The 26,696-nt window shown below is 49.0% G+C and carries 23 protein-coding genes and 1 tRNA gene; 12 read left to right on the top strand and 12 right to left on the bottom strand.

Annotated features, from left to right (window positions below):
• Positions 1 to 379: 379 nt before the first annotated feature.
• Positions 380 to 1,321, top strand: coding sequence for an SPFH domain-containing protein (locus ABWO75_RS04080; protein ID WP_353182829.1), 942 nt, complete (start codon positions 380 to 382; stop codon positions 1,319 to 1,321).
• A gap of 26 nt (positions 1,322 to 1,347) precedes the next feature.
• Here the strand turns inward: ABWO75_RS04080 and ABWO75_RS04075 are convergent, their stop codons facing one another.
• From ABWO75_RS04075 to ABWO75_RS04055, 5 genes are all read right to left on the bottom strand, one after another.
• Positions 1,348 to 1,704 (bottom strand): bleomycin resistance protein, encoded by a 357-nt coding sequence (locus ABWO75_RS04075; RefSeq protein WP_353182827.1) that lies wholly within the window; start codon positions 1,702 to 1,704, stop codon positions 1,348 to 1,350.
• A gap of 106 nt (positions 1,705 to 1,810) precedes the next feature.
• Positions 1,811 to 3,001, bottom strand: coding sequence for a calcium:cation antiporter (locus ABWO75_RS04070; protein WP_353182825.1), 1,191 nt, complete (start codon positions 2,999 to 3,001; stop codon positions 1,811 to 1,813).
• A gap of 155 nt (positions 3,002 to 3,156) precedes the next feature.
• Positions 3,157 to 3,378: a heavy-metal-associated domain-containing protein gene (locus ABWO75_RS04065; RefSeq protein ID WP_353182823.1), complete on the bottom strand. Its 222-nt coding sequence runs from the start codon at positions 3,376 to 3,378 to the stop codon at positions 3,157 to 3,159.
• 137 nt (positions 3,379 to 3,515) lie between these two features.
• On the bottom strand, positions 3,516 to 5,930 hold the full coding sequence (locus ABWO75_RS04060; RefSeq protein ID WP_353182821.1) for a heavy metal translocating P-type ATPase: 2,415 nt from the start codon (positions 5,928 to 5,930) through the stop codon (positions 3,516 to 3,518).
• An 85-nt stretch (positions 5,931 to 6,015) separates the two neighbouring features.
• The gene (locus ABWO75_RS04055; RefSeq protein WP_353182819.1) at positions 6,016 to 6,579 is read right to left on the bottom strand and encodes a helix-turn-helix domain-containing protein; all 564 of its coding nucleotides are present in this window, start codon (positions 6,577 to 6,579) and stop codon (positions 6,016 to 6,018) included.
• Between the two features lie 477 nt (positions 6,580 to 7,056).
• Between ABWO75_RS04055 and ABWO75_RS04050 the strand changes: the two genes are divergently transcribed.
• Entirely contained in the window at positions 7,057 to 7,854 is a 798-nt protein-coding gene (locus ABWO75_RS04050; RefSeq protein WP_353182817.1) for a DUF4382 domain-containing protein, read from the top strand.
• 124 nt (positions 7,855 to 7,978) lie between these two features.
• Here the strand turns inward: ABWO75_RS04050 and ABWO75_RS04045 are convergent, their stop codons facing one another.
• Positions 7,979 to 8,671 carry a hypothetical protein gene (locus tag ABWO75_RS04045; RefSeq protein WP_353182815.1) on the bottom strand — a complete coding sequence of 231 codons (693 nt, stop codon included), beginning with the start codon at positions 8,669 to 8,671 and terminating at the stop codon, positions 7,979 to 7,981.
• A gap of 189 nt (positions 8,672 to 8,860) precedes the next feature.
• On the opposite strand from ABWO75_RS04045, the gene ABWO75_RS04040 reads away from it, so the two are divergent.
• The 4 genes from ABWO75_RS04040 to ABWO75_RS04025 all read left to right on the top strand — a co-directional run bounded on the left by ABWO75_RS04040 (position 8,861) and on the right by ABWO75_RS04025 (position 13,221).
• Positions 8,861 to 10,813 carry a tetratricopeptide repeat-containing sensor histidine kinase gene (locus tag ABWO75_RS04040; RefSeq protein WP_353182813.1) on the top strand — a complete coding sequence of 651 codons (1,953 nt, stop codon included), beginning with the start codon at positions 8,861 to 8,863 and terminating at the stop codon, positions 10,811 to 10,813.
• Positions 10,806 to 11,420, top strand: coding sequence for a response regulator (locus tag ABWO75_RS04035; RefSeq protein WP_353182811.1), 615 nt, complete (start codon positions 10,806 to 10,808; stop codon positions 11,418 to 11,420). The genes ABWO75_RS04040 and ABWO75_RS04035 overlap by 8 nt, the downstream gene beginning before the upstream one ends.
• A gap of 196 nt (positions 11,421 to 11,616) precedes the next feature.
• The gene (locus ABWO75_RS04030; protein ID WP_353182809.1) at positions 11,617 to 12,585 is read left to right on the top strand and encodes a TolB family protein; all 969 of its coding nucleotides are present in this window, start codon (positions 11,617 to 11,619) and stop codon (positions 12,583 to 12,585) included.
• Between the two features lie 246 nt (positions 12,586 to 12,831).
• Positions 12,832 to 13,221: a DUF5367 domain-containing protein gene (locus ABWO75_RS04025; RefSeq protein WP_353182807.1), complete on the top strand. Its 390-nt coding sequence runs from the start codon at positions 12,832 to 12,834 to the stop codon at positions 13,219 to 13,221.
• A 1-nt stretch (position 13,222) separates the two neighbouring features.
• Here ABWO75_RS04025 and arsC read toward each other — a convergent pair whose 3' ends face one another.
• Positions 13,223 to 13,564, bottom strand: a complete 342-nt coding sequence (gene arsC, locus ABWO75_RS04020; protein ID WP_353182805.1) for an arsenate reductase (glutaredoxin) — start codon at positions 13,562 to 13,564, stop codon at positions 13,223 to 13,225.
• Positions 13,565 to 13,679: 115 nt separating this feature from the next.
• A tRNA-Pro gene (locus ABWO75_RS04015) sits at positions 13,680 to 13,753 on the bottom strand.
• Positions 13,754 to 13,966: 213 nt separating this feature from the next.
• Here ABWO75_RS04015 and rplS point away from each other — a divergent pair.
• Positions 13,967 to 14,314: a 50S ribosomal protein L19 gene (gene rplS, locus ABWO75_RS04010; RefSeq protein ID WP_353182803.1), complete on the top strand. Its 348-nt coding sequence runs from the start codon at positions 13,967 to 13,969 to the stop codon at positions 14,312 to 14,314.
• A gap of 93 nt (positions 14,315 to 14,407) precedes the next feature.
• Here the strand turns inward: rplS and ABWO75_RS04005 are convergent, their stop codons facing one another.
• The gene (locus ABWO75_RS04005; RefSeq protein ID WP_353182801.1) at positions 14,408 to 15,397 is read right to left on the bottom strand and encodes a potassium channel beta subunit family protein; all 990 of its coding nucleotides are present in this window, start codon (positions 15,395 to 15,397) and stop codon (positions 14,408 to 14,410) included.
• A gap of 40 nt (positions 15,398 to 15,437) precedes the next feature.
• A complete protein-coding gene (locus ABWO75_RS04000; RefSeq protein WP_353182799.1) occupies positions 15,438 to 15,950 on the bottom strand; it encodes an HmuY family protein in 513 nt (170 codons plus the stop codon).
• Between the two features lie 53 nt (positions 15,951 to 16,003).
• On the opposite strand from ABWO75_RS04000, the gene ABWO75_RS03995 reads away from it, so the two are divergent.
• The 3 genes from ABWO75_RS03995 (at position 16,004) to yidC (ending at position 20,781) form a co-directional block, all read left to right on the top strand.
• Positions 16,004 to 17,194, top strand: a complete 1,191-nt coding sequence (locus tag ABWO75_RS03995; RefSeq protein WP_353182797.1) for a carbohydrate-binding family 9-like protein — start codon at positions 16,004 to 16,006, stop codon at positions 17,192 to 17,194.
• Between the two features lie 115 nt (positions 17,195 to 17,309).
• Complete coding sequence (pyrG, locus tag ABWO75_RS03990) at positions 17,310 to 18,929, top strand: CTP synthase (protein ID WP_353182795.1); 1,620 nt, start codon at positions 17,310 to 17,312, stop codon at positions 18,927 to 18,929.
• 31 nt (positions 18,930 to 18,960) lie between these two features.
• Entirely contained in the window at positions 18,961 to 20,781 is a 1,821-nt protein-coding gene (yidC, locus tag ABWO75_RS03985; RefSeq protein ID WP_353182793.1) for a membrane protein insertase YidC, read from the top strand.
• A gap of 7 nt (positions 20,782 to 20,788) precedes the next feature.
• Here yidC and ABWO75_RS03980 read toward each other — a convergent pair whose 3' ends face one another.
• Together ABWO75_RS03980 and ABWO75_RS03975 are read right to left on the bottom strand one after the other, a co-directional pair.
• Positions 20,789 to 22,138: an acyl-CoA dehydrogenase family protein gene (locus ABWO75_RS03980; RefSeq protein ID WP_353182791.1), complete on the bottom strand. Its 1,350-nt coding sequence runs from the start codon at positions 22,136 to 22,138 to the stop codon at positions 20,789 to 20,791.
• Positions 22,139 to 22,154: 16 nt separating this feature from the next.
• Positions 22,155 to 23,783 (bottom strand): acyl-CoA carboxylase subunit beta, encoded by a 1,629-nt coding sequence (locus ABWO75_RS03975; protein ID WP_353182862.1) that lies wholly within the window; start codon positions 23,781 to 23,783, stop codon positions 22,155 to 22,157.
• A gap of 160 nt (positions 23,784 to 23,943) precedes the next feature.
• Here ABWO75_RS03975 and ABWO75_RS03970 point away from each other — a divergent pair, with 160 nt between their 5' ends.
• Together ABWO75_RS03970 and ABWO75_RS03965 are read left to right on the top strand one after the other, a co-directional pair.
• Positions 23,944 to 24,156, top strand: a complete 213-nt coding sequence (locus ABWO75_RS03970; RefSeq protein WP_257657601.1) for a hypothetical protein — start codon at positions 23,944 to 23,946, stop codon at positions 24,154 to 24,156.
• Positions 24,157 to 24,317: 161 nt separating this feature from the next.
• Positions 24,318 to 26,651, top strand: coding sequence for a glycosyltransferase family 4 protein (locus ABWO75_RS03965; RefSeq protein WP_353182789.1), 2,334 nt, complete (start codon positions 24,318 to 24,320; stop codon positions 26,649 to 26,651).
• Positions 26,652 to 26,696: the final 45 nt, after the last annotated feature.

The raw sequence follows: 26,696 nt of genomic DNA, 5'->3' as shown, positions 1-26,696 counted from the left end.
GGCTATCGTCCGGGAAACCTTCGGGGTCCGTTCGAGTGTGCTTCGGGGTCGCTTCGACACCGCTTCGGGACTTGTTCGGGTCGGCTTCGAGGCTTGTTCGACTCCGCTTCGAGCCGGCTTCGACTCCGCTTCGGGGCTGCTCGGCGTGCAATGCATTGCACTTCGAAACCCAGTCGAACAAGTGTCGAAGAAATGCCGAAGAAATGCCGGACAATGCCCGAAGCGGAGCCGAAATACAATCAGCTATTACAGTAAATCAGTACCAAACAACCGGTCGGCAATCGGTTATATCTGGGCCGGCCGGCAGGTATCCGGAGGACATTAGCACACATTTTTCTTGGATAAAATCGTTTTTTTCGATATTTTGCGGAAAAAGCCTATGGATATTCTCAAATTATTAGACACGTTTTCCGTTATATTTTATGTGATCGCCGGGGCACTTATCCTCCGCTATATTGGTCTGATTTTTACTGTGAAGCAACAGACCGCTGTGATCGTAGAGCGCTTTGGAAAGTTCCAGGGGATACGTGATGCGGGGTTCCAGCTGAAGATTCCGATTGCCGACCGGATTGCCGCCAGGCTTTCACTTAAAATCCAGCAGCTGGATGTGGTGGTGGAGACCAAAACACAGGACGATGTATTTGTCAAACTGAAAATTTCGGTGCAGTATGTGGTCATCAAAGATAAGGTGTATGATGCCTTTTATAAGCTGGACAACCCCTACTATCAAATCACCTCCTACGTATTCGACGTGGTACGGGCGGAAGTCCCGAAACTGAAATTAGACGATGTGTTTGAAAAAAAGGACGACATCGCCATTGCCGTAAAGGAAGAATTGCAGGAAGCAATGAATGATTACGGCTATGATATCGTGAAAACCCTGGTTACCGACATTGACCCCGACGAACAGGTCAAACAGGCCATGAACCGGATCAACGCGGCCGAACGGGCTAAAGTGGCTGCCCAGTACGAAGGCGATGCCCAGCGGATACTTATTGTGGAAAAAGCAAAGGCAGAAGCCGAGAGCAAGCGATTACAGGGCCAGGGGATTGCCCACCAGCGGCGGGAAATCGCACAGGGCCTGGAAGAGTCGGTCAATGTGCTGAATAAAGTCGGGATCAATTCGCAGGAAGCTTCCGCATTGATTGTAGTCACACAGCACTACGACACGTTGCAGGCAATGGGTACGCTCGGCAAATCGAATCTGATTCTCATGCCCAACTCACCGCAGGCTGCGGGAGAAATGCTGAATAACATGGTGGCTTCCTTTGTGGCGGCCAACCGTATCGGCAATGAGATGGACGGCAACCATAAGGATTGAGCGGCAAAAAGGAACCAACGGCTCTCCTATACGGCCTGCCCGAAAGTGAGCAGGTTATGGTCCGGATCAAGCAGATGGAACTCCCGCTGCCCCCATGGCCTCGTTTGCAGGGAGCCATTGGGATGGATCGGGACGCCACGATCCAGCATCCACTGGTAAAGCGTGTCGATATCATCCGTCCGGATATATACCTGTCCGTAATTCTCCTTTGGGTCCAGTTCCCTAAAAAGGAAGAAATGGAGTTCGATGTGGTCTTTTTCAACCAATAAGTAATCCGCATACTCGGCATCGCCCACGGGGCGGAATCCCAGTTGGTCTACATAATATTCCTGCGTCGCGACCTTGTTGCGCATGGGCAGTTTCGGATGTACGGATGTCAGCATATGATTGCGTTCTGGTTTGCTACCTGGATGACACAAATATACGGCGCTATGGGATCCGGTCAGCCATTGAACTGCTTCTTTTTTCCCCTGTACCCTTTCGCTTGGTTTACGGATTAAAAATTAAAAGGATAAATACGGCGAACAGCACCAGGTGCATGATGCCTACAATCGGTGTTGTACGTTTTCCCAGGAAAGTCATGACGCTTAACAGCAACGTAATGACAAAAAGGATGGTCTCGGTGGCCGTCAGCCCAAACAATACCGTTTTGCCCGTAATTAACCCGATGATCAGCACCGACGGAACTGTCAGCCCCACGGTAGAAACGAAGGCCCCGTGGCAGAGATTTACCGCGCGTTGAAATTCATTGTTCAATGCCGCCTTAACCGCAGTCATTGACTCGGGCGTAAAAACGATAACCGCAATTAATACACCGCCTAACAACGGCGGCAGATGGGCTGCCCGGATGCCGTAATCCACCACAACCGCCATATGGTGAGAAAGCAACACAATCGGCAAAATCGTGGCAATTAACACAACGGACCGGATCCACAGTTCGCGCGTGCTGCTTTGGGCGATTGGATCGTCCATATGTTTCGCGTGATCCTGCACCGGTCTTTCCCGATACGGGATTTCCAGAAAACCGGCGTTGGGCTGTACGTACAGGTGCCGGTATCCTTTCATTTGCAAAACCAGAAAAAATGCGTACAGCACGATGATTAATGAGGAAAGTATAAGGGCCTGTGTGTCCGTAAACGAGCCACCACCGGCACCCGTAATGTAATTAGGCAATAGCAAACCGATTCCGCCCAGCATGATAATCATCCCGAGGTAAGACATCGTACCCTGGGCATTGTATTCCTGCTCGCCGAATTTGAATCCGCCCAGCACGATACACAGGCCGATAATGAGGTTCATGATGATCATCATGACAGAAAAAATGGAATCTTTGCCGATTGTTGGGTTCTCGCCCGGACCCAGCATCACGGCGGAGATCAGGATCACCTCAATCGAAACGATAGACAACGTCAGAATAAGCGTACCATAAGGTTCCCCTAACTGATGAGCCAGTTCATCTGCTTCCTTAACCACTCCAAAAGCGGCCCCGACAATCGTTAACAATAAGATCAGAAACACACCGGCCGCGACCAGGACCGGCATTTCGTCGCCCAAAAAAGTACCTCCCCATGCCATAAACGCGATTACGATTAACCATACCGCAAGCAGGCGGGTCCGGGTCTTCGCAGGGACGATTTCGTTAACAGTCAGCTTATTGCTCATCTTATGCTCGTTTGACATCGTGAATAATTAAAACAGCACAAAATTAGGGAGAATAGCGAAGACTAAATTTAGCCTATGTTAAATAATGAATTAAACGTTATGGGCGGGTTCCTTTCAATAAAAAAGGTTGCAACGTAACGTGCAACCTCCCATTCTATTTAACGGATAATGTGCTATGCATTCAACGGCTCCGCTTTAAATCCTTTGCTTCTGATGATGGCAATTACCTCATCTTCAGAAATGCCTTCGGACTTAACCGTGAGGATTTTGTCACTGTTGTTGATGTCTACATTCCACTCGCAAACACCCGATGCATTATCCAGATCAGCTTGTACTTTCGATACGCATCCGCCGCAGTTCAGGTTCGTCTTGAATTGAAGATTCTTATTTTCCATTTTATTACGTTTTTTAGTTGTTATCTGATACTGCAAATTTCCGTTAATTGGCAGCTTCTTCTCTTATGCTATTTTGGGTTTCTTTTATAATATTTACAGATTGCCTGCCAGGGGCTAACCGCGTCCCGGCCCCGGGGTTACTTTTTCCATTTCAGGCGCAGGCTGTTGCTGACCACGCTCACGCTGCTCAATGCCATGGCAGCTCCGGCAATCATCGGGTTCAACAGGAATCCGTTGATCGGATACAGGATACCTGCCGCGATCGGGATACCGATCAGATTGTAGATAAACGCCCAGAACAGGTTTTGTTTGATGGTGGCCACGGTTTGCTTTGACAGCCGGATCGCCTGCGGAATTTTGGTCAGGTCCGATGAGATGATGGTCATTTTGGCCACATCCATGGCAATGTCGCTCCCCTTGCCCATCGCAATACTGACGTCGGCTGTAGCCAGCGCCGTACTGTCATTGATGCCATCGCCTACCATGGCCACCACTTTTCCCTGCTGCTGCAGTTCTTTTACGAAATCGGCTTTGTGCTGTGGCAGCACCTCTGCTTTGTAATGCCCGATGCCGGTCTGCTGTGCAATGGCTTTGGCCGTTGCTTCATTGTCTCCGGTCAGCATATACAGTTCTATGCCCATATCCTGCATTTCCTTAATCGCCTGAACCGACGTTTCCTTTATCTGGTCCGAAATCGCGATCACCGCAAGTGCCTGGCTGCGGTTGGCAAACCAGATGACCGTTTTTGATTCCCCGCCCCATTCATTTGCCTGCTGTTGCAATGCGTTGTCAATGGAAATACCGTGTTCCGACAGCAATTTCCGATTGCCGACAACGTAGGTTTCATCGTCGTGACTGGCTTTGGCCCCTTTACCGGTGATGCTGTCAAACATGGACAGAGCGATCGCCGGCACGCCCTCCAGGTGTTTTAGCACGGCTTCCGCCAACGGGTGTTCAGACTGCTTTTCAAGGCTCAGTAAGATGGACTTGGCTGTGTCGTCGTCGTTCAGCCACTGGATACCCGTAACCTGCGGTCTCCCCTCGGTAATGGTACCTGTTTTGTCCAAAACAATGGCATTTACTTTTTTTGCCAGTTCCAGGCTTTCGGCATCCTTGATTAAGATGCCCCGTTCGGCACCTTTGCCTACACCGACCATAATTGCCGTAGGCGTAGCCAGTCCCAGCGCACAGGGGCAGGCAATGACCAATACCGTAACCGCTGCCAATAATCCCTGCACCAAACCACTGTCACCACCCAGTATCAGCCATAGCACAAACGTAAGGATCGCAATCACAATAACCACAGGAACGAAAATTCCCGCGATCCTATCGACCAGCTTCTGTACCGGGGCCTTGCTCCCCTGCGCATCCTGCACCATGCTGATGATCTGGGCGAGCATGGTTTCCCGGCCGACTTTCACGGCTTCAAACTGGAAGCTTCCCTTCTGGTTGATGGTGCCGGCAAATACTTTTTCATTCGCTTTTTTGAGAACAGGAACGGGTTCGCCGCTCAGCATGCTTTCGTCGACGTAGGAATTACCCGAAACCACCATGCCGTCCACCGCAATCTTTTCGCCCGGTTTCACTAGGATGACGTCGCCCGCGTTCACCTCGTCAATCGCAACTTGCTTTTCGGTACCGTCCGCCTGGATGACAACCACCGTTTTAGGTTGAAGCCCCATCAATTTTTTTATGGCGGACGAGGTATTGCCCTTGGCCTTTTCTTCCAGCAGCTTACCCAGCAGAATGAACGCGATAATGACAGCCGCCGCCTCGAAATATACGTGGGCGTGCAAGCCCCTTTGGTGCCAAAAGTCGGCAAAAAGCATATTGAACACGCTGAATAGGTAGGCGATACCGGTACTCAGGGCTACCAGCGTATCCATGTTGGCCGACCGGTGCTTTGCCTGTTTCCACGCGTTGATAAAGAAGTCCTTGCCCAGCCACAGGACCACCGGAGTCGAGAAAAGCCACATGATCGGGTCTGCATAGGGCATATCCATAAAGAACATGCCGATAATCACCACAGGAAGTGACAGCAGGATCGCCCAGGTAGTTTTGCGCTTTAGCTGTTTGAATTTTTCTGCATGGATGGTCTCCAGGGTTTCCTGTTGTGTGGATTCATCTTCCACCAGCAGGTCGTAACCCACGGACTGTACGGCTTTCTGCAGCGTTGGCGCATCCGTCATATTCGGCAGGTATTCCACGGTGAGGTTTCCCGTAGCAAAGTTTACGGAAGCATTCACTACACCCGGTTGATGCTTAACAATGCTTTCCGCGCTTCCCGCACAGGAAGCACACGTCATCCCCAAAACGGGGAAGGAACCTTTAACGGTGGTGACACCGTAACCCAGGTCTTTGACCGCCCTGACCGCATCGGAGACCACTTCGTTGTCATCGACCGTAATGGCTGCCCTGCGGTTGTTAAGCTCTACCTTGTGGCTTTCGATGCCTTTTACCTGTGCCAGTCCCTTTTCGACGATCAATGCACAGTGTTCACTCTCGACGTTTTCCAGCGGAAGATAAATCGGTTCGCTATTGCTTGTTGCCATTTTTGTTTGCTTTGATTTTACAATACAAAGGTGGCAACAAAACCACTCCCGGCCGTTATGTAATTATGGGATGGATTTGTAAGATTTACACCTTGTCAAGCGGCTTACGCTTTTCTTCCCGGATCTGTTTGAAATGGCTTGGGGTCAATCCCGTTACTTTTTTGAATTGGTTACTCAAATAGGCTACACTGGAATAGTTCAGGCGGAAGGCAATTTCGCTCAGGGACAGTTCGTCGTATACTAAAAGCTCTTTAACCTTTTCTATTTTCTGGGCGATGAAGTATTTCTCAATGGTGGTGCCCTCTACTTCCGAGAACAGGTTGGATAGGTAATTGTAATCGTGGTTGAGTTTGTCGGCCAGCACATCGGAAAGATTGGATTTTAACCCGTTATCCTGATGGTGTACCAGCTCGATGATGACATTTTTTATCTTTTCAATGGTCCGGCCTTTTCGATCATCAATCACCTGAAACCCCAACGGCACCAGCGTCTTTTCGAGGTTGTCCCTTTCGCCTGTGGTCAGCTCCCTGGCCAATGTCACCTCCCCAAGCTTTATATTTTTAACGGCAATATCCAGCTTATCCAGCTCGTTCTGCACCACTAAAATGCACCGGTCGCAGACCATGTTTTTTATGAATAGTGTATCCATGTTTTCGTTGCGGCAAAATTCACTACTTAACTTAGTCAAGCAAATTTACGATTAAAAGTTCAATCCGGCCGGAACCCGTTACCCTGACGTGAAACAGCGGCAAATCGACTTCATCGCCGTTACCGGAAAAGGTGATGGCAAATGCCTAGTAAAAACGCGTCAACCGCTTTAGCGCGTTTCGCTGTCGTCAAAACCATACACTTACCCATGGCACAAAAACAAAAAGATCATTGATTACCAGCAGTTTATTTTTAGGTAAGTTTTTTGCACGTGCCTATGTGGTGACCGGCAACAGTCTGTCGGGATGCGTTAATAATCCTGCGCGCATTTCGACCCGATTCATGAATGAGTGTGTCCTCAGTGACGAAGGAATGTTCTTCGGGCAAAAAAATCGCAGGAATAGATCTACCGATGGTTACGCTGCCGGATCACAATATAGCGCTATTGAACACTGATTTTAAACAACTAATTTTTAAGATGATGAAAAAACAACTCATGCTGCCTTTATTGGCGGGACTGTGTGCCATCTTATTTTTTGGCTCATGCAGCAAAAACGACTCGTCAGGCGGCGGAACAGCCCAGCTGGATCTCCGCCTGACGGACGCTCCGGGGGCGTTCGATGCCTTATACCTGGATATCCGGGGTGTCGCGTTTCATACCGATGCGGATGGATGGACAACCTTTGACGCGATTGTGCCCGGGGTTTACGACCTGCTTGAATTCCGCAATGGTGTGGACACCCTGATTGCCCGTACCACGCTTCCTGCAGGAAAGCTTTCACAAGTACGGTTCATCCTTGGGGAAAACAATTCTATTGTAGTCGATGGGACGGAGCATCCGTTAAAAGTTCCATCGGGAGAGGAAAGCGGACTGAAATTCAACGTCCATCAGGAACTCATCCCTGATGGGTCGTATACGGTATGGACGGATTTTGATGCGGCCCGCTCCATTGTGCAGACGGGTAATGGTTCATACACCCTGAAACCGGTTATCCGGGTGTTTACGGAGCTGACCAACGGGCGTATTAAGGGCGTCGTTGAACCGATGTCGGCTAACCCCGTGGTGTATGCTATGGGCGAAACGGACACAGCAACCGCCTTTCCGGACGCAGAAGGTTTCTTCCTGATATCGGGTTTGCCCGAAGGCGACTATCGGGTTGTCATCGAACCGGACCCGGCTTCCGGTTTAGCACCTGATACAACAGAAGCCGTACCGGTCAGGTTTGGAATCATTGCTGATCTCGGCACGAAAACGTTGACGGCAACAGCAGAATAATTGCTGCATCCATCAAAAATAGTAGATTTAAAAAGGGGCTTTTAGCCCCTTTTTCATTGGTGAATATCGTCCGTAATGCCGAACTTGTTTCGTGTTCGGATTTCAGTGTTAACGGTCCGTGTTTTTACTGCTGATATAACGCGTTGACGAGATTAAATTCCCCGCGGGATATCGATTCGGTGTTGCCGTTGAATCCGTTGGGAACATCCAACCCATAGATTGTAGATGCGGAGAATGTGCCTTTGATACGATATAACCGTTTCTGGTTGCCGCCGTCGTTGTCGTTTCCTAATTCGAAATCCGTGATGGTGACCGTACCGGCGTCGGGCAATAAAGGCGTATCATCATCCATGGATTCCGGAAAAACGGAAACATATTCGTCCTGTGTACCGTTAACGGCGTATACCCACACGGAAGATACGCCTGCTGTATGGAGTTTTCTCGCATCTGCGATGACCGGATAGGTCCCTTTAGGATTCGAAAACTTATCTGCCGGCAGGTGTAGCTGGATAGTAATACCATTGGGGTCCGACCCGGTAAGCCCTACCAACTCAACGTAGTAAAATGGCACGCCCGTATGCTCGTCAACTCCCTGATTAGGCGACTCAATAAAGAACAAATGACCAGGGGCATTTGTTGCTTTCCACTCAGCTCCGGCTATTTCCATCTTGAAGTACTGGCTAGTCGTAACACCGGGGTAGCACGGGCTTTCCTTATCCTCGGGATCACAGCTATTTTCATCTTTAGCACAGGAAACCAGGGCTACTGCCAGAAAGCATAGCCCGATTGTTTTGAATGTCTTTGTGATTGTGTTCATCATCTGTCATTTAATGAATGTGTTTATTTCTATTTGAAAGCAACCGGCATGGCTACCCGCTGTTAGCCGTTCTATGAAGCAAAGTTACCGCGACCGTGTTCCCTACGATACCCCCAAAAGGGGGTTTTTATCCCGCATGGATATCGCTACCTTTGCTATACGATAAACCAAACCAGTTATTTAGATCACATGATAAAAGGACTTCTACAGCAAAGCATACGGCAGGCGTTCCGTTTCGCACTAAACCTGGTTTTGGCAGGGTCACCGTTCATCGCTCTCGGTCAGTCACTGGATTCCCTTGAACGGGTATTAGCCACGAAAAGGCTTACGGATAGTGAAAAGATCCGATTATATCAGGAGTTATCAAAAGGCTATGTAAGGGAAAACATATCCAAGTCACTGCACTTTGCTAAAACAGGATTGGACTTAGCGAGTCAAACCGGAGACGAGCAAATGGAGGGCGCATTTTACCAAAACCTGAGTGCGGCTTACCTGATGAAGTCCGCTGATGATTCAGCCGAATTTTATTTAGAAAAAGCGTTGCCCATTGCGCAGCGGCACGGAGCAGCACAAGAAGCAGGCGTGTATCGACTATACGGCAGCCTTTACGTTTCCCAAAACAGGTATGACGCGGCGATGGATCACTTTAAAAAATCAGCCGCTATACTTGAAAAGACGGATAACGGTTATGAACGCTGCGAAATATATGCTCGCATAGGTGGTATTTATCGACTGTTGAAGAATCACGACCAAGCGTTGGCCTATTACAGGCAGGCCGAGCGACTGGCTATAGAAAGTGGAAATAAGGAGGAACTGGCTTCCATATACACCGACCTGGGTGCCGTATACCGCGGGCAGGAAAAGCCCAAAGAAGAATCGATTCGACCGATTGAACAGGCGCTCAACATCTATCGGGAACTTGGCAATAAATCCGGTGAAAGTAGAACATTGGCCGTTTTGGCGAGTGCCTATAACTATTATGGAGATTATGATGCGGCCATGCCCATTGCACAACAGGCACTGCAGCGGGCTGAAGCAGCTGGGCTTCGGGATCTGGCGACCAGCAGTGCCACCATATTAGCGGCCATCTATTATTATTCAGGCAACTACCGCGAATGCATCGCGACCGGATTGAAGGTACTGCAAATGGATTCGACCGATGTAAACATGACTAAACATGCATATATCCACCTTTCTCTTGCATATGGACGATTGGGGCGTATCGATTCCATGGAACATTACGTAAACGAATTTGTTACGGCGCTTGAAACGCAGCATAACGAGACCTTTCACCGTGCATTTTCCGAAATGGAAGTCAAATATGAGACGGAAAAGAAATCCTTGCAGATCGGTGCACTCGAAAAGCAACGGCGATTGTATTTGTGGCTTGGTGTCGCCGGGGGCATCGTTCTCCTGATCGCGCTCGCGTTCGCTGTCATGCGTTATCGGCTGGCCGTCAGTAGGAGAAAGTTAGCCGAAGAAGCCGCGCAGCGGCTGGAGCAGGAAAAACAGCTGGTGGCGGTACATGCTACACTTGACGGCGAAGCGGCTGAGCGTACGCGCCTGGCAAAGGACCTGCACGATGGGCTGGGCAGCATGTTGTCACTGGTGAAATTCAACCTGCCGCAGGTGAATGGCGACGCAGTGCTGGAAGCAGTGGACGTTTCCCGCTTCCAGAAAGCTCTGGGCATGCTTGATGATTCCATACGGGAACTTCGCCGCGTCGCGCACCATATGATGCCCGAATCATTGCTGCGCTATGGGCTGAAGGTTTCCCTGTCGGATTTCTGCGCCGCCATCCCGCCTGCCAGCTTCCATTATTTCGGGGATGAGGCCCGGCTGCCGGGAAAACTGGAAATCATGGTCTATCGCTGTGTTCATGAGCTGGTCAATAATGCACTGAAACATGCCGGGGCAACGCAGATTAACGTACAATTGGTACAGGAAAACGACCGGCTATCCTTCACGGTCCAGGATAACGGCAGCGGGTTTGACCAAAAGACGGTAACCGAAGGAATGGGATTGCGGAATATCCGCCAACGGGTGGCCGCCTTTCAGGGTAAAATGGACTGCTATTCCTCCGCACAGGGAACAGAAATACACGTAGAACTGGAATTGACAAAAAATGGACAGCATGATTAAGGTAGTCATCGTAGACGATCATAAGATCCTGACCGAAGGGTTAAAGGGACTGATCGACGGATCCGGATCGGCTATCGTGGTCGGTGTGGCGCATAGTGCTGCCGAATGCCGGCTTTCCTTGGGCTTCTGGAAGCCGGATGTGCTGCTGCTTGATGTGGGGTTGCCGGATATCAGTGGCCTGGATTTCTGTAAAGAAGTGAAAACGCAATTTCCAGCAATCAATGTGTTAGCGCTGACTACACACGATGAATATAGTATCGTTCGCCAGATGCTGGATAATGGCGCTTCAGGCTACCTCATCAAGAACGCCATGGCCGAAGAAGTACTGGCGGGGATACAGGCTGTTGCCGCTGGCGGCACATTCCTTTGCCATGAAGTGGATTTGCTATTGAAACGGCCACGGGAAAAGCACATCTGGCTTACGGAGCGTGAACGCGAACTGCTGAAATTGATTGCCGAGGGACTAACCAATGGTGAAATTGCCGATCGGATCTTTTTAAGTCCGGAAACCATTAAAAGCTACCGAAAAAACCTGCTGCTGAAACTCGATGCAAAAAATACAGCCGTACTCGTCAGGATCGCCATCGAGCAAAAACTGATCGGCTAAACAGCAACGGACAACACTTTAAGGTAACGCCACATAACGAAACGGCTTTTCGGAACGACGGGTAACGGTATGTGTCCAGCCGTATGTTGTACCCTTATACCGGGATGCTGATGTGATTGATTTTCATTTTTCCTTGTTTTCGTGGATTGCGTGGAACAAAAGCACGTGATAACTTTGTTCATACATCGGTTGGGGTATGAAACAGAAAATACAAACTATTACGCTCGTTCTGGTAGCATTGCTAGGCATTTCGTCGTGCAGTAAAAACGATGGTGCTAATCCCGGCAATGAAGATGGCAGAAATGGGAATCTGACTGGTAAACTCATATACACCTTTACCGGAAACGTATATCAACTGGATCTGCAGACAAACCGGCAGCGCACTTACTTCACATTCAATACATATGGCTTCAATTATTGGGACATGAGCCGGGACGAACAGTTCAGGCTGACCAGCGAACGGGAAGCCGGTGTATTTGACGTCGCCAAAATCACGTTAATACACAATTTGGATGGAACGATCGCAGATGAATTCGACTATGTTTCACCGAAGGGTACGGATACAAACGTAAAGGCACTGCTCTCACCCGATAATAAAAATGTACTATACAGCCCGACGTTGGATAATGGTATCGTCATAACCGATTTAGACGGGAATGTCCTGACCCACCTGGAAGCGGTGGATACCGAAGCGGGACCCGTGATGTTTGGAATTAACGACGAGGTGCTATGGCTTCCCGGCAATCGTATTGTATTTACGTTAGGCGACCGGTATATATTCCAATCCGACCCGCCTTATACAAGCCTCACGTTGGTAAAAGAGATGCCCTACACGCTATGGGGCAACCTGCGGGTAAACAAGCAGGGCACACAGCTTGCCATGATGGTGAGCAACCATATATACGTGATGGATGTGGACGGAAATGATTTACGGCAGGTCACGGAAAGCAGTGACGGGGAAATCCACGCTGACTTCTCCCCCGATGGGAAACACCTGCTGGTAGCAAAAAAAATCGGACCTACGTTCTTTTACTGGAACCTCGCCATTATCCCCAACGATGGACAGGTGTACAATATGGACAATGACGAAGCGGTTATCGTCATACAACCCGACGGGGAAGAGATCCTTCCAGCGGTTAATGGCGCTACATTCTGGATTGAATGACCGTATACTTCCTTTCATTTACATACCCAAGGCAGGCACGTTGACAGCGCAGGTATTCAAGAACCTGGACTCTGTTCTGTAAGGGCAATGGATTTTCAAAGTAAACGCCTCAAGGAATAGGAAAAGTTTTGGCTACCTTTGAAAGCCGGCTTCGCATTTTGGTTTTTGTAATGAAACCCGGGCCAGCCAGCAAACCACCAACGTTACGGGCAATCTAATTGTCGACTCAGCAAATCAAATGGAACGATGAACTATAAAGGATTTAGTTTATTAATTGGATTCACCATATGGCTTTTAGCAACAATAGCATTTCGAGTTGCGGGGCAATATTTCTTCCTGACAGAAAATCCCGTTGTGTTGACTGGCTTATACCTCATTCTTATTCCTCTTTTAGGATTTGTAGCTCATTGGGTTTTCAACAAATATGAAATGACAAGAGCGGAAGCTATTCAAGCTGCCGTGCTGATGGTTTTACCAGGTATGATATTTGATACTTTCTGTATTAAATTTTTCGGCTGGGTGTTTCCGAATCTAGCTGAAAACCAAGGAGCAGCATTTGGCTCTTGGCTAATGTGGGCGTATGCTATTGTACTGATCTTCGGATTAATAAGGAAAGAATTGCCCGCTCGCAGTTAAATTATTTTAATAAGTCAAGCACTTTCTCCGCAGGCCGTGCAATGATGGCTTTGCCATTATGGACAACAATCGGTCTTTCAATAAGTATGGGGTGCGCTAACAATATAGCGATCCATTGCTCATCCGTAAAATGCCGCCCTTCATATTTTTCTTTGAATATTAATTCGTTTTTCCGTACAATTTCAAAGGGAGTCACCTTTAGCATATCGAGTATGTTAATCAGCTCTTCCTTTTTCGGGGTGTCCTGCAGGTAATTTATTACCTGAGGTTCGATTCCGTTTTCGGCGAGTAACGCCAACGCGCAGCTGCTTTTGCTACATTGTGGATTGTGGTATATTTTCATGATCCCCTAAATTTAGTCAGTCAAACCGCTGGATGTAACAAGTCAGATCGCAAGCGAACTTGGCTTATGCCGGACCAAAACAAGAAAAGCCCGACCTAAGTCGAGCTTTTTTCCGTCGGGGTGGCAGGATTCGAACCTACGACCTCCTGCTCCCAAAGCAGGCGCGATACCGGGCTACGCTACACCCCGAACAGGCTCCTTTATGTTTCGGCGACACCCTTTCTCCTCTTAGCAACCTGGCCGCCTTTCCCGTAAAGGTTTGCAAAGGTAAAAATTAAATTCAAATTGCAAAAACAAGTTCACTATTCTTTTTTGAAAAACGCTTTCGGTATTCAAAAAATATTCACTAATATTGCAACTCGATTTTTACGGGATAATAATCGTCATTAATTACTCAAAATCATGGATTTAGTAAAATTTGTAGAAGAACAGGCGGTAACAAAAAATGAGGTTCCCGCATTCAAGGCTGGGGACACTGTTAGCGTACACTATAAAATTCGCGAAGGAAATAAAGAGCGCGTTCAGGTTTATCAAGGTGTTGTGATCCAAATAAATAGCGTGGGCACCAACCAGACATTTACCGTACGTAAGATTTCCAATGGCGTAGGTGTTGAGCGTATTTTTCCGATCAACTCCCCTAACATTGAGAAGATTGAGGTAAACAGTTATGGCAAGGTACGTCGTGCAAAACTCTTTTATCTGCGTGGACTTACCGGTAAAGCTGCCCGTATCAAATCCAAGCGGTTTTAATACCTCGTTTGAAAGACATAAAAAAACCGGAATTCAACATTCCGGTTTTTTTTATGTCCTGAAAACTGGCGGAAACTACACCATCAAACCCGATCAATGTTCCGGAACCGCCGGTTTGGTCTGCATCAGCTGATCTACCTGCTCCATTATGTCATCGGAGAGCAGCGGCAAAACTGCCAAAGCGTTTAGATTTTCCTCCAACTGGACCGTTTTCGTCGCGCCTAGAATAGCACTGGTTACGTTGGGATTCCGGATGCACCATGCGATGGCGAATGTGGCCAGCGATACACCCAGGTTACCTGCAATAACCTGGAGTTGACGTACGGCTTCGAGCTTTTGCTCGGTATAGGACCGGTCTTTCAGCCACTCATAGCCTTCCAGCGCCAGTCGCGAACCTTCGGGAATACCATCGTTATATTTACCGGTAAGCAGGCCGGAGGCCAGCGGACTCCATATGGTGGTGCCCATGCCGATATGATTGAAAATGGTCAGGTAATCGGCTTCCATCTTCTGCCTGTTAAACAGGTTGTACTCGGGTTGCTCCACTACCGGGCCTTCCAATCCCAGCCGCTGTGCGGCCGCGTGTGCTTCAACAATTTCGGCCGCACTCCACTCGCTGGTGCCCCAGTATAGAATCTTCCCCTGTTGAATCAGCGTATTCATCGTACGGACAACTTCCTCAATCGTGGTCTGTTTATCGGGGCGATGGCAATAGTAGAGATCCAGGTATTCCACCTGCAGCCGCTGCAGCGCACCGTGACAGGCTTCGACCACGTGCTTCCGTCCGAGGCCGCGTTGGTTGGGCTTATTTGCTTTTCCGTGCAGCCCGAAAAAGACCTTACTTGACACGACGTATGTCGACCGGTCCCAGTTTTTGCCCCGCAATACCCTGCCCATCATGTACTCCGATTCGCCACCGGCATACGTTTCGGCATTATCAAAAAAATTTATCCCGGCGTCGTAAGCGATCCCCATCAGCCGGTCGCTGAGGCTATCGTCCAACTGGGTGGAAAAGGTAACCCATGAACCATAAGACAACACGCTTAATTGCAGGCCGGAACGGCCCATTCTACGGTATTCCATATTACTCGTTTTGATCCTTCAAACTTAGAAAAAAAATTTCCTATAAAAAGGAGTATCTAAAAGCGTAATTGGCCGAATCGTGGGTTGACTTATTGTAATAACCGAGTATTTCCAGTTTCACATACTTGCCACCGGATGTCTTGATAAGGATTACCCGTCCAGGAATCGGGTGAATGCCGTGATCGGCCATATTATATTCGTACCAACCGTTTCCACTGCCGGTAGGAATTGCCTTTTCCTGCTGGGTATCGGTCCGGAAACCGGAAGATGGGTAAGCGTCCACCGACTCAAAGGTGACATCTGTCAGTAACTGGGCGGTTGTTTTGCCTTGTCCGCTGCTGCCGCCGTTTACCAGAATGGTCGTGCGCTCAAATGCAATATCCCAATCCTGCGAAGTTGCCGGGGTTTCCTTACCCGTTTCAAAATCAAAATAAGCGGTCTTGGCAGCCGCGTCAACGCCGCTGATTGTTTTAACTTCCTGTGCCTGGATCGCCGGGGCAAAAAACAGGAAAAGACCCGTAGTAACGGTGAATATGCGCATGGTGTTTTTCATGTGGCAAATATAACAGAAACCTTTTATTTATATTCAGTCCAAACAAGCGTTTTATGAAAATGAGGCACAAAGCGGAAAGCCAGGGAGATTTTAGTTATTTTGCCGCCATGACATCGATACCCAACCTTAAACACACAATACACCTTGCCTTGATTTGTTTCCTGTATGGAATAGGGCTACTACAGGCACAACCAGCCGACGACCGCATTGACCGGCTGCTCCAACCGCCCAACACCTATGTGATCTATCAAACGGCAACGCCCATGGTCATTGATGGCAAACCGGATGAACCGGTATGGGAGAACGTGGCCTGGACAGCCGATTTTGTCGATATTGAAGGGGATATAAAACCCCGGCCATTACACAACACCCGGGTAAAAATGCTTTGGGATGAGCAGTTTTTATACATTTATGCCCAACTGGAAGAGCCCGACGTATGGGCTACACTGAACCAGCATGATGCCATTATTTTCCACGATAACGATTTCGAAGTGTTCATTAAAAATGCGGCATACAAAAACCCGTATTATGAAATAGAAATAAATGCCCTGGGAACGGTATTCGATCTGTTTATGCCAACTACTTACCGGGTAGGCGGCAGTGCGCTCACGACATGGGATCTGAAGGGATTGCAGAAGGCGGTATACGTTTCGGGTACGCGGAATGATCCGGGGGACACCGATCAATTCTGGGCGGTGGAAATGGCTATCCCTTTCAGCGGTGTTTCCCATTTTGGCCAACAACAGGTTCCGTCGGGTGAAGATGTATGGCGCATCAACTTCTCGCGCGTGCAATGGCAGCATGAACTGGTGAACGGCGAATACCAACGCAAACAGGGACCGAATGGCCGGCCGCTACCCGAAAACAACTGGGTATGGTCGCCCCAGGGAGTCGTTGATATGCATTATCCCGAGCGCTGGGGATACATTCGGTTTGACGACCGCACACCGGATCTGTCCCGTCCGGTTACATTTGAAATCCCCGACCAAGAAACGGTAAAACAGCGGGCCTGGCTGGTTTTTTACCTGCAGCGGGCATACCGGCAACAGCATGGCAGTTATACCGCTGACCCAGAGGCGCTACGCCGGTTATATCCCCGGTGGAGTGAAGTGTTCGGGGCGTCTACCCTCCAACTTACCGCCGGTGGTGACTGGTTTGTAGCCAAGGTACACGCCGCGGAGGATAATTTATGTTTTTCGATTAATCAGCAGGGTGATATTCAGCCGTCAACGCCGGACAAATAACGACAAGCAAAATCTTTAGCCGAACTTCCAGAAAAAACGTTACCTTTGTATCCCGTACATTAACGTCATGTTTTTAGGCTTTTTAAGCTTAAAAAGCGTATAATAACCCAGATTTATGACTAAATATATTTTTGTTACGGGCGGCGTTACCTCGTCGTTGGGAAAAGGTATTATTTCTGCTTCCTTAGCAAAATTGCTACAGGCACGGGGTTACCGGGTAACCATACAAAAATTTGACCCTTATATTAACATTGACCCGGGTACGCTCAATCCATACGAGCATGGCGAATGTTATGTAACCGAAGACGGTGCGGAGACCGACCTAGACCTGGGCCATTACGAACGGTTCCTCAATACACCGACCTCGCAGGCCAATAACGTAACTACCGGACGTATTTACCAGCACGTAATCGAAAAGGAACGCCAGGGTGCGTTTCTGGGTAAAACCGTACAGGTGGTTCCGCATATTACCGACGAAATAAAACGCCGGATGTGTTTGCTGGCCAACGATGGGCAATACGATATTATTATTACGGAACTCGGCGGTACGGTGGGCGACATCGAATCGCTGCCTTTTGTTGAGGCCGTACGTCAGCTGCGCTGGGAACTGGGGACCAATAATTCGCTGGTTATCCACCTGACCCTGGTGCCTTTCCTGGCCGCCGCGGGTGAGCTTAAAACAAAACCCACACAGCACTCGGTTAAAACGCTGCTGGAGTATGGTGTTCAGCCCGACGTACTGGTATGCCGCACGGAGCATCACCTCTCTTCTGAAATACGAAAGAAACTGGCGCTTTTCTGCAACGTAAATATCAATGCGGTGGTGGAATCCATTGATGCACCGTCAATTTATGATGTACCCCTGCTGATGCTGAAAGAGCAGCTGGATAAAACCGTGCTTACGAAACTGAAGCTATCGACAAAGAACGATCCGGATCTGGCAAGCTGGAAGGCCTTCCTGGGCAAGCTAAAAAATCCGACGGAGGAGATCACCATCGGTCTGGTTGGGAAATATGTTGAACTGCCGGATGCCTATAAATCCATTAACGAAGCCTTTATCCACGCGGGTGCGGTTAATGAATGTAAGGTCCGGGTCAAATCGATTGCCGCGGAAAGCATTAATCCGGACAACGTCGCGGAGAAGCTGAAAAAACTATCAGGCGTGTTAGTAGCACCCGGTTTCGGTGAGCGGGGCCTGGACGGGAAACTGGTAGCCATCCGCTACATCCGGGAAAATCACATCCCCTTCTTCGGGATCTGCCTCGGCATGCAATGCGCTGTTATCGAATTTGGACGAAACGTGATGGGTCTCAAAAATGCGAATAGCTATGAGATGGACCAGCAAACCAAACATCCGGTAATTGCGCTGATGGAAGCGCAGAAAAAGGTGACAGACATGGGGGGCACCATGCGCTTGGGTGCGTATGACTGTGAAATCAAAAAAGGCACCAAGGCTGCTGCCATTTATGGAAAGGCCAAAATTTCGGAAAGGCACCGGCACCGGTACGAATTCAACAACAAATACCTGGACCAGTATGAAAAAGCCGGGATGATCGCATCAGGCATCAACCCGGAAAACAACCTGGTTGAGATTGTCGAACTCAAGGATCACCCTTTTTTCGTTGCCGGACAGTTTCACCCGGAATTAAAATCAACAGTTGCGAATCCTCACCCACTTTTTGTTAGCTTTGTAGCCGCTTCTTTGGCTTATCATAAGGAAAAGAAACAGAAATAAATAAAAAGTGCGTTAACCCACTGACATAAAAATGGACAGAAATACACTGACAGGCCTTGTTTTGATATTTGTGATCATCGGAGCATCCGTGTTTTTGATGAAGCCTTCAGACGAAGAAATAAAACGGGAACAGCAATTACAGGATTCGCTCGCGCTCGTACGGAAGGGGCAGCAGCCCGCAAGCTCTACAGATACCGCAACAGTTAAGTTAACCACGGTAGTCGACTCAGCCGCCTTAGCCGGACCATTCGGCGGTGCCACCGTCGGTGAAGAACGGATCGTCACCGTAGAAAATGAATTCATCAAGGCCCACATTAGTACGAAGGGCGGACGCGTGAAAGCTGTGGAAGTGAAGGGCGAGCAGGCCTATGATGGCCAGCCCCTGACCCTGCTTGGGGGTGAACACACCAAATTTGGACTGTCTTTTTCATCCGCCGGCAAAAACATCGCCACCAACGACCTCTATTTTACACCCAGCGGTGACAACATCCAGGTAGCGGGCCAGGATTCGGCGTCCGTTACATTTCGCCTGACCTACGCCGAAAATCAGTATATCGATTATATATACTCCATTAGGGGTGACGATCATAACCTGGGACTGACGATCGTCACACGGGGACTGCAGGACGTGGTTGCACCGACAGAGAGCCGCCTCGTATTGAACATGGAAAGCCCGCTGTTGCAACAGGAAAAAGACATTAAGAATGAGCGCCAACGGTCCACTTCCTATTATCGGCTGGCCAGCGGGGATGTAGATCACCTCAGCTTAACAAATGACGACGAGGAAGAGATTGCCGAAAAGCTCGAGTGGGTATCATTTAAGCAACATTTCTTTTCCAGTGTACTGGTTTCGGAGAATGGTTTCAGCGGTGGGAAAATCAATGTGTATACCACACCGGAGGACCGGATGGTAAAACTGATTTCCGGCAATCTTTACCTGGATTTCGCCCGCTCAGACGTGAATACCTATCCCTTGCATTTCTATTTCGGTCCCAACCAGTACAGTGTGCTGAAACGTCATGGATATAGTCTGGAGGATCAGGTTGACATGGGCTGGGGACCAATGAAATGGATCAATCGCTTTATTACCATTCCGGTCTTTTCTTTCCTCGACGGGTTTCACCTGAGTTATGGTATTGTGATCCTGATCCTGACCATTATGCTCAAATTGGTACTTTCTCCCCTCACCTACCGCTCGTACGTATCCATGGCCAAAATGCGGGTGCTGAAGCCGGAGATGGATGAGATCAAGGAAAAAGTAGGACAGGATAACCCGGCTCTACTACAACAGGAATATCTTAAATTGTATAAACAGGCGGGGGTAAATCCCCTCGGTGGCTGTATTCCACTGCTCCTGCAGATGCCTTTTACCATCGCGTTTTTCTTCTTTTTTCCTAACCTCTTTGAGCTCCGGGGTGAAAGTTTTCTTTGGGTGAAAGACCTTTCGACATACGATGCACCCATTACTTTTCCGTCGATTTTCGGAGTTGACCACATCAGCTTGATGTGTATCCTGATGACCATTACCACGCTTATTTCAACCTGGTATAACAACTCTGTATCGGGTGCTACCGGTCAGATGAAATACATCGGTTATTTCATGCCCCTGATTTTCCTCTTTGTATTGAACAGCTATCCGGCGGGGTTAAATTACTATTACTTCCTATCGACGGTATTTACTTTCGGCCAGCAGGTTGTCATCCGCCAGATGATCAATGACGATAAAATACACGGCATTATCCAGGCAAACAAGCAAAAACCCCAGGCGCAGAAAAAATCCAAATTCCAACAGCGGATGGAAGACTATATGCGCCAGCAACAGGGCCAGGCTAAAGGAAAAGGCAAAAAATAACCACGCTTCAGACAAATGCGCTGAAGCCGGTGATGGAACGCCCTACAATCAGGGAATTTATTTCCTTTGTTCCTTCATACGAATAAATGGCCTCGGCATCTGCCAGAAAACGGGCGACATCGTATTCCAGCAGGATGCCGTTGCCTCCCATAACCTCACGGGCCTGGCTTACAATATCACGGGTACGAAGGGTGCAGAATACCTTGGCCAACGAAGCATGTTCATCCCGCAGCATGCCGCCGTCCTGCAGTTCAGAAAGGCGGTATACCAATGTTTGCATAGCCGTCAGGTTCGACAACATTTCTACCAAATGGTTCTGAATTAATTGGAAAGAAGCGATTGGCCGTCCGAATTGCTGACGTTTTCGGGTATAATCCAATGCGCTTTCATAGGCTCCCCGGGCACAGCCAACCGCCATCCAGGCCACGCCCGCGCGGGTTAACTGCAACACTTTGGCTGTATCTTTAAACGAATTGGCATGTGGCAGCCGGTCATCCTCGGCTACCACGCAGTCCGTTAACGTAATTAATCCGTTTTGCACGATGCGCAGTGCCATCTTGCCCTTTATTTTTTCTACCTCGAACCCGGGCGATCCTTTACGCACCAAAAAACCTTTCACTTCCCCGTCACCCAGATCTTTCGCCCAAATGACAACCACGTCAGCAAATGTGGCGTTGCCAATCCATTTTTTCTGTCCATTAAGCACCCAGCCGCTTTCGGTCTTCCGGGCGGTAACCGTCAATCCCCCCGCCGCGCCCGAGCCGACCTCCGGTTCGGTAAGCCCGAATGCGCCGATCAGCTCCATACGTTGCATGGCAGGCAGCCATTCCTGCTTTTGGGCTTCCGATCCGCACATATAAATTGATCCCATAGCAAGGCCGCTCTGCACACCAAAAAAGGTGGCTATGGAAGCATCTACCCGCGCCATTTCCATGGCAATAATACCCTCCATCAGGGAGGATCTTCCGGCGCAGCCATATCCTTCGAAGGTGAGCCCGCAGACGTTGAGTTCGGCCAGTTTGGGGATGATCTCGAACGGGAATTCGTCGCGTAGCCAGTAATGATTGACCAGCGGGCGGATTTCCCTTTCCATAAAATCACGCACTTTAAGCTGCAGCGCACGGTCTTCTTCATTCAATCGCAGGTCCAGCTCATAGAAATCGCCGTTGATTGGCGGCAGCTCCTTTTTCTTTTTACCACCGTCAAGCATCTTCATCAGCCCGCTCAGCTGTTTGTCGTCCAGTTTGGAAAAAGCATCCATTACTTTCGGCAAGTCTACCTTACGTGCCAGTTTATCTAACTGCCCCAGATCAATGTTTTTGAACAGTTGATAGGCATTTTTGATTTTCGAGAACATGATATATTAGTTTACGTTATGTCTGTATTACACCTACATTGAACGGCCGTTTGATGGGCGACTGATTTGCCGCTGCAATACCCATTGAAATTACTTGTCTTGTATCAAGGGGGTCGATGATGCCGTCTATCCAAAGCCGCGCTGCCGCGTAATAAGGTGTTGTCTGTTTTTCGTACTGCGCGGTAATCTCTTGAAGCAGGCTTTCCTCTTCCTTAGGTTCGATGTTGCGACCAGCTGCACGTAATGACGCCGTCTGAATCTGCAGCAATGTCCGGGCAGCCTGAGCTCCGCCCATCACCGCTATCCTGGCCGATGGCCAGGCATAAATCAGCCGGGGATCATACGCCTTTCCACACATGGCATAATTACCCGCCCCGTAGGAGTTACCGATAATAATGGTGATTTTGGGCACGACGGAATTGGCCACGGCATTTACCATTTTTGCACCGTCTTTGATGATCCCGCCCTGCTCCGCCCGGCTGCCCACCATAAATCCGGTGACATCCTGCAAAAAAACCAATGGGATCTTTTTTTGATTACAATTGAGGATAAACCGGGTGGCTTTGTCCGCCGCGTCTGAATAAATGACGCCGCCCAGTTGCAGTTCTCCTTTTCCATTTTTGACGGCTTTGCGCTGATTTGCCACAATGCCCACCGCCCAACCGTCTATGCGGCCGAGGCCACAGATGATGCTCTGTCCGTACTGCGCTTTGTACTCTTCAAATTGCGAACCATCGGTTAACCGCAGGATAATCTCTTTCATATCATACGGCTTTTCGCGCGAATCGGGTAATATCCCATAAATTTCTCGCATATCCCGTTCCGGAAGCGCAGGCTTTATCCGGTCAAACCCGGCATCCTCAGGTCTTCCGATCATGTTCATGACGTTACGGATGGCATTCAGGCAAGCTTGATCGTCCGGGTGTTTATAGTCTGTAACACCCGAAATTTCGCAATGCATGGTGGCACCGCCAAGTGTCTCGTTATCCACGGATTCGCCAATCGCTGATTTCACCAGATACGAGCCGGCCAGAAATACCGAGCCGGTCCCTTCCACGATCATCGCTTCATCGCTCATGATGGGCAAATAGGCCCCGCCAGCTACACAAGCTCCCATAATTGCCGCGATCTGCACAATTCCTTCGCTGCTCATCCGGGCATTATTGCGGAATATGCGACCAAAATGTTCCTTGTCTGGAAAGATTTCATCCTGCATGGGCAGGTATACCCCAGCCGAATCCACCAGATAAATAATCGGTAGCCTGTTTTCCATGGCGATTTCCTGGGCCCGCAGGTTTTTTTTGGCGGTCATGGGAAACCAGGCGCCGGCTTTGACGGTAGCATCGTTGGCCACCACGACGCACTGGCGTCCGGAAATATAACCGATTCCGGTTATCACGCCTGCGGAAGGGCAGCCACCCGCCTCCTCATACATCTCCAGTGCCGCCAGCGCACCGATCTCCAGCCAGGGGCGATCATCATCCAGCAGGTGCTGAATGCGTTCGCGGGCCAGCATTTTCCCTTTAGCCTGCTGTTTTTCCGCCGCCTTTTTTCCGCCTCCGGCATACACTTTTCTCAATCGGCTTTTCAGTCGGGAAACAGCCAGCTTATTCCGATCCTCATTCTGATTGAATTCAAGGCTCATCATGATCACAAGATACGGGATTCTTTTCTATCCAGCAAAGGTGGAGATAGCGCTATATCGTATTTTTAATTGTCTTTTCATTTTTTTGGGTTACCTTTCTTTTATCAGCGTATTAAAGGTTAATTAAACAAATTTGTTTTAAACAAAAAGGAAATTAACGATGAAAAACACATTCAAATTCGGTTTTTTAGGTTTGGCTTTAGCTTTAGCTGTTGCAGCTTGTAACAACACAGCTTCTGAGAATGCAGAAACTGCTGATTCATTGACTAACGAAATCGAGTCACAAGTTGGCGCTGCTACAGATTCTATCGATTCTATCGGCGGAGCTGCTATTGATTCACTGGACTCATTGTCTGCTGACTCATTGAACTAATCCGACCGGATTAACAGTATGAAAAAGCCCGTGCATGTGCACGGGCTTTTTTTATTGGCTTGCATCCAACCATCTTTCCAGCCGGGCAAAACAATAATCAATTCCCGGCTGTTAGGGAAGTATCGGAGCGGTGAGGTACCGCCGCAAGTCAAATTACATTCATGAAAATAGCGTATTTATCTTCTTATCAACCCCGCAAGTGTGGCCTGGCAACATTTAATGACAATCTAATCAAAGCGGTTAACTTCCACATACCGTTTGAACATTACGGAAGTTTTGTGGTAGCACTAAACGATTCCGACAATCGCTCTCAGTATCATTATTCCGACGATGTTCGTTATGTAATCCGGCAGGAAAACAATGCCGATTATGAAGACGCCGCGGAATTCATCAACCAAAGCGGGGCTGATTTGTGTTGTATACAGCATGAATTTGGCATTTATGGCGGGGAAAGCGGCATGTATTTGCTTGCCTTTACCCGATCATTAAAAATACCTTTTGTAGTCATTTTTCATACGGTACTCGAATCGCCGGACGCCGCCAAGCACATGATTGTCAAGATGCTCGCACAACAGGCCGCACGCGTCATCGTGATGAGTAAAAAGGCGGTGCAGTTGCTTAAAGAGGTATATGCGATTGCGCCATCCAAGCTGCAGGTAATTCCCCACGGGGTGCCCGATTTTCCCCGACCTAACCGGACACAGCTAAGAAAAAAATTTCAGTTGCAGGGAAAACGCATGCTGCTAACGTTTGGTTTGATCAGTCCAAACAAGGGATTGGAAACCGTAATCCGTGCACTACCGGACTTATGCCGGCTTCACCCCAACCTGGTTTACTTGATTCTCGGCAAGACTCACCCGCATATTGAACGGCAGCATGGGTTAGCATATTTAACGGGCTTAAGACAGCTGGCCCAGCAACTGGGGGTAGATCAGCACGTCCGGTTTATTTCCGATTTTGTATCGGAAAAGGAGCTGCACGAATACCTTACTGCATGCGATCTGTATATTACCCCATATCTTCATAAAGAACAGATTACCAGTGGCACATTATCCTATGCCGTTGGCGCGGGGGCGGCGGTGGTCTCCACGCCTTATTGGCATGCGCAAGAACTTCTGGAGGGCGGACGCGGTCGATTTTTCGAATTCAACAATGACAAACAGCTTCATCAAATTATTGACGAATTGCTTACCCGGCCCCAAGCCAGGCACGCACTCCAGGCCAATGCCCATCACTATGGCCTATCGTTGCGCTGGCCGGTAGTCGGCGGCGCATATGCCGAACTGTTTCGGGCCTGCCGTGTAAAACCGGCACTTCAGCCCGAAGAACAAGACGTCATTGTCCATACCCTGGGCTTTCCGAAGTTCAACACGGCGCACCTGATTCGCTTAACGGACGATACCGGTATTTTTCAGCATTGCCGGTATGGGATTCCCAATCGGAAGGAAGGGTATTGCCTGGATGATAATGCCCGTGCCCTAATGACCGTGCTCACAGCTATAAAAGGGATCGAAAAACGGGAGGCAGACCGTCTGATGGCTATCTATCTTGCTTACATGCAATACATGCAACTTCCGGATGGTAATTTCCATAATTTTCTCAGTTACAGCCGACAATACCTGGATGCAGCCGGATCCGAAGACGCATTTGGCAGAACCATATGGGCATTAGGTCAGTTGTTGTCCTGCACGGGGGCAAATCCAGCATTCAAAGCGTTGGCCTATGAACTGTTTTCCAATGCTACACCACATTTCCAGCAGCTCACGCATTTAAGGGGCATAGCCAACACGTTGATTGGTATTTCCTATTATGCATTTGTTCATCCGGACGATCTCCGCATGGTTGATGAAATCCGCAGGCTGGCTGATCTGTTAAAATCCGCATATTATAGCGCATCAAGTGAAGACTGGCGCTGGTTTGAGGACAAACTCACGTATGATAATGGGATCATTCCCTTAGCCCTGTTGTATGCGTATGAAATAGTCTCCGACGATGAACTCGAATACATTGCACTCGATGCAACGGGTTTTCTCCGTGACACAACGATGGCTAACGGCTACCTAACTCCTGTTGGCAATCAGGGATGGTATAACAAAGGCGGCCATTTGCCGGCATATGACCAACAGGCAATAGATACAGCTGCGACCGTGCTGCTATTTGCGAAAGCGTATCAGACTACGCGGCAAATCAGCTATCGCAATGATATGATTACGGCATTTAACTGGTTTTTGGGAACCAATTCAGTCGGCGCGCCTTTATATGATCCCGAAACAGGAGGTTGCTATGATGGGTTGTCAACAGCTGGGCCTAACCTCAATCAGGGTGCCGAGAGCACGCTCGCTTACCTCATGGCTCACGCGACCGTGGCAAATGTCCTTCAGGTTCAGGAAGCAGAAGGGTCGGTATTCGCCGATGCCGTGGTTAAATTAGACAACAGGGAGTTTAGTTCACATTTACGTTCAACCGTGCGAAAGGGAGTCCGGTTTACGGGTTAACAAAAAACAGTTTAATGCGTTTGTTAACCCGTAAACCGGCTTAGG

This window comes from Parapedobacter lycopersici (assembly GCF_040395035.1).
In the GTDB taxonomy this organism is placed as follows: Bacteria; Bacteroidota; Bacteroidia; order Sphingobacteriales; family Sphingobacteriaceae; genus Parapedobacter; species Parapedobacter lycopersici_A.
The sequence above is the reverse complement of the archived record's forward strand: the minus strand, read 5'-3'. Positions and strand labels throughout refer to the sequence as shown.

Excerpts from the sequence above, each read along its gene's own strand:
- ABWO75_RS03965 (WP_353182789.1), top strand. The coding sequence starts at position 24,318 with ATGAAAATAGCGTATTTATCTTCTTATCAACCCCGCAAGTGTGGCCTG.
- rplS (WP_353182803.1), top strand. The coding sequence starts at position 13,967 with ATGGATTTAGTAAAATTTGTAGAAGAACAGGCGGTAACAAAAAATGAG.
- ABWO75_RS04075 (WP_353182827.1), bottom strand. The coding sequence starts at position 1,704 with ATGCTGACATCCGTACATCCGAAACTGCCCATGCGCAACAAGGTCGCG.
- ABWO75_RS03995 (WP_353182797.1), top strand. The coding sequence starts at position 16,004 with ATGAAAATGAGGCACAAAGCGGAAAGCCAGGGAGATTTTAGTTATTTT.
- ABWO75_RS03980 (WP_353182791.1), bottom strand. The coding sequence starts at position 22,138 with ATGTTCTCGAAAATCAAAAATGCCTATCAACTGTTCAAAAACATTGAT.
- ABWO75_RS04080 (WP_353182829.1), top strand. The coding sequence starts at position 380 with ATGGATATTCTCAAATTATTAGACACGTTTTCCGTTATATTTTATGTG.
- ABWO75_RS04040 (WP_353182813.1), top strand. The coding sequence starts at position 8,861 with ATGATAAAAGGACTTCTACAGCAAAGCATACGGCAGGCGTTCCGTTTC.
- ABWO75_RS04025 (WP_353182807.1), top strand. The coding sequence starts at position 12,832 with ATGAACTATAAAGGATTTAGTTTATTAATTGGATTCACCATATGGCTT.
- ABWO75_RS04065 (WP_353182823.1), bottom strand. The coding sequence starts at position 3,378 with ATGGAAAATAAGAATCTTCAATTCAAGACGAACCTGAACTGCGGCGGA.
- ABWO75_RS04000 (WP_353182799.1), bottom strand. The coding sequence starts at position 15,950 with ATGAAAAACACCATGCGCATATTCACCGTTACTACGGGTCTTTTCCTG.
- ABWO75_RS04055 (WP_353182819.1), bottom strand. The coding sequence starts at position 6,579 with ATGGATACACTATTCATAAAAAACATGGTCTGCGACCGGTGCATTTTA.
- ABWO75_RS04035 (WP_353182811.1), top strand. The coding sequence starts at position 10,806 with ATGATTAAGGTAGTCATCGTAGACGATCATAAGATCCTGACCGAAGGG.
- arsC (WP_353182805.1), bottom strand. The coding sequence starts at position 13,564 with ATGAAAATATACCACAATCCACAATGTAGCAAAAGCAGCTGCGCGTTG.
- ABWO75_RS04060 (WP_353182821.1), bottom strand. The coding sequence starts at position 5,930 with ATGGCAACAAGCAATAGCGAACCGATTTATCTTCCGCTGGAAAACGTC.
- pyrG (WP_353182795.1), top strand. The coding sequence starts at position 17,310 with ATGACTAAATATATTTTTGTTACGGGCGGCGTTACCTCGTCGTTGGGA.
- ABWO75_RS04030 (WP_353182809.1), top strand. The coding sequence starts at position 11,617 with ATGAAACAGAAAATACAAACTATTACGCTCGTTCTGGTAGCATTGCTA.
- ABWO75_RS03970 (WP_257657601.1), top strand. The coding sequence starts at position 23,944 with ATGAAAAACACATTCAAATTCGGTTTTTTAGGTTTGGCTTTAGCTTTA.
- ABWO75_RS04045 (WP_353182815.1), bottom strand. The coding sequence starts at position 8,671 with ATGAACACAATCACAAAGACATTCAAAACAATCGGGCTATGCTTTCTG.
- yidC (WP_353182793.1), top strand. The coding sequence starts at position 18,961 with ATGGACAGAAATACACTGACAGGCCTTGTTTTGATATTTGTGATCATC.
- ABWO75_RS04050 (WP_353182817.1), top strand. The coding sequence starts at position 7,057 with ATGATGAAAAAACAACTCATGCTGCCTTTATTGGCGGGACTGTGTGCC.
- ABWO75_RS04070 (WP_353182825.1), bottom strand. The coding sequence starts at position 3,001 with ATGTCAAACGAGCATAAGATGAGCAATAAGCTGACTGTTAACGAAATC.
- ABWO75_RS04005 (WP_353182801.1), bottom strand. The coding sequence starts at position 15,397 with ATGGAATACCGTAGAATGGGCCGTTCCGGCCTGCAATTAAGCGTGTTG.
- ABWO75_RS03975 (WP_353182862.1), bottom strand. The coding sequence starts at position 23,783 with ATGAGCCTTGAATTCAATCAGAATGAGGATCGGAATAAGCTGGCTGTT.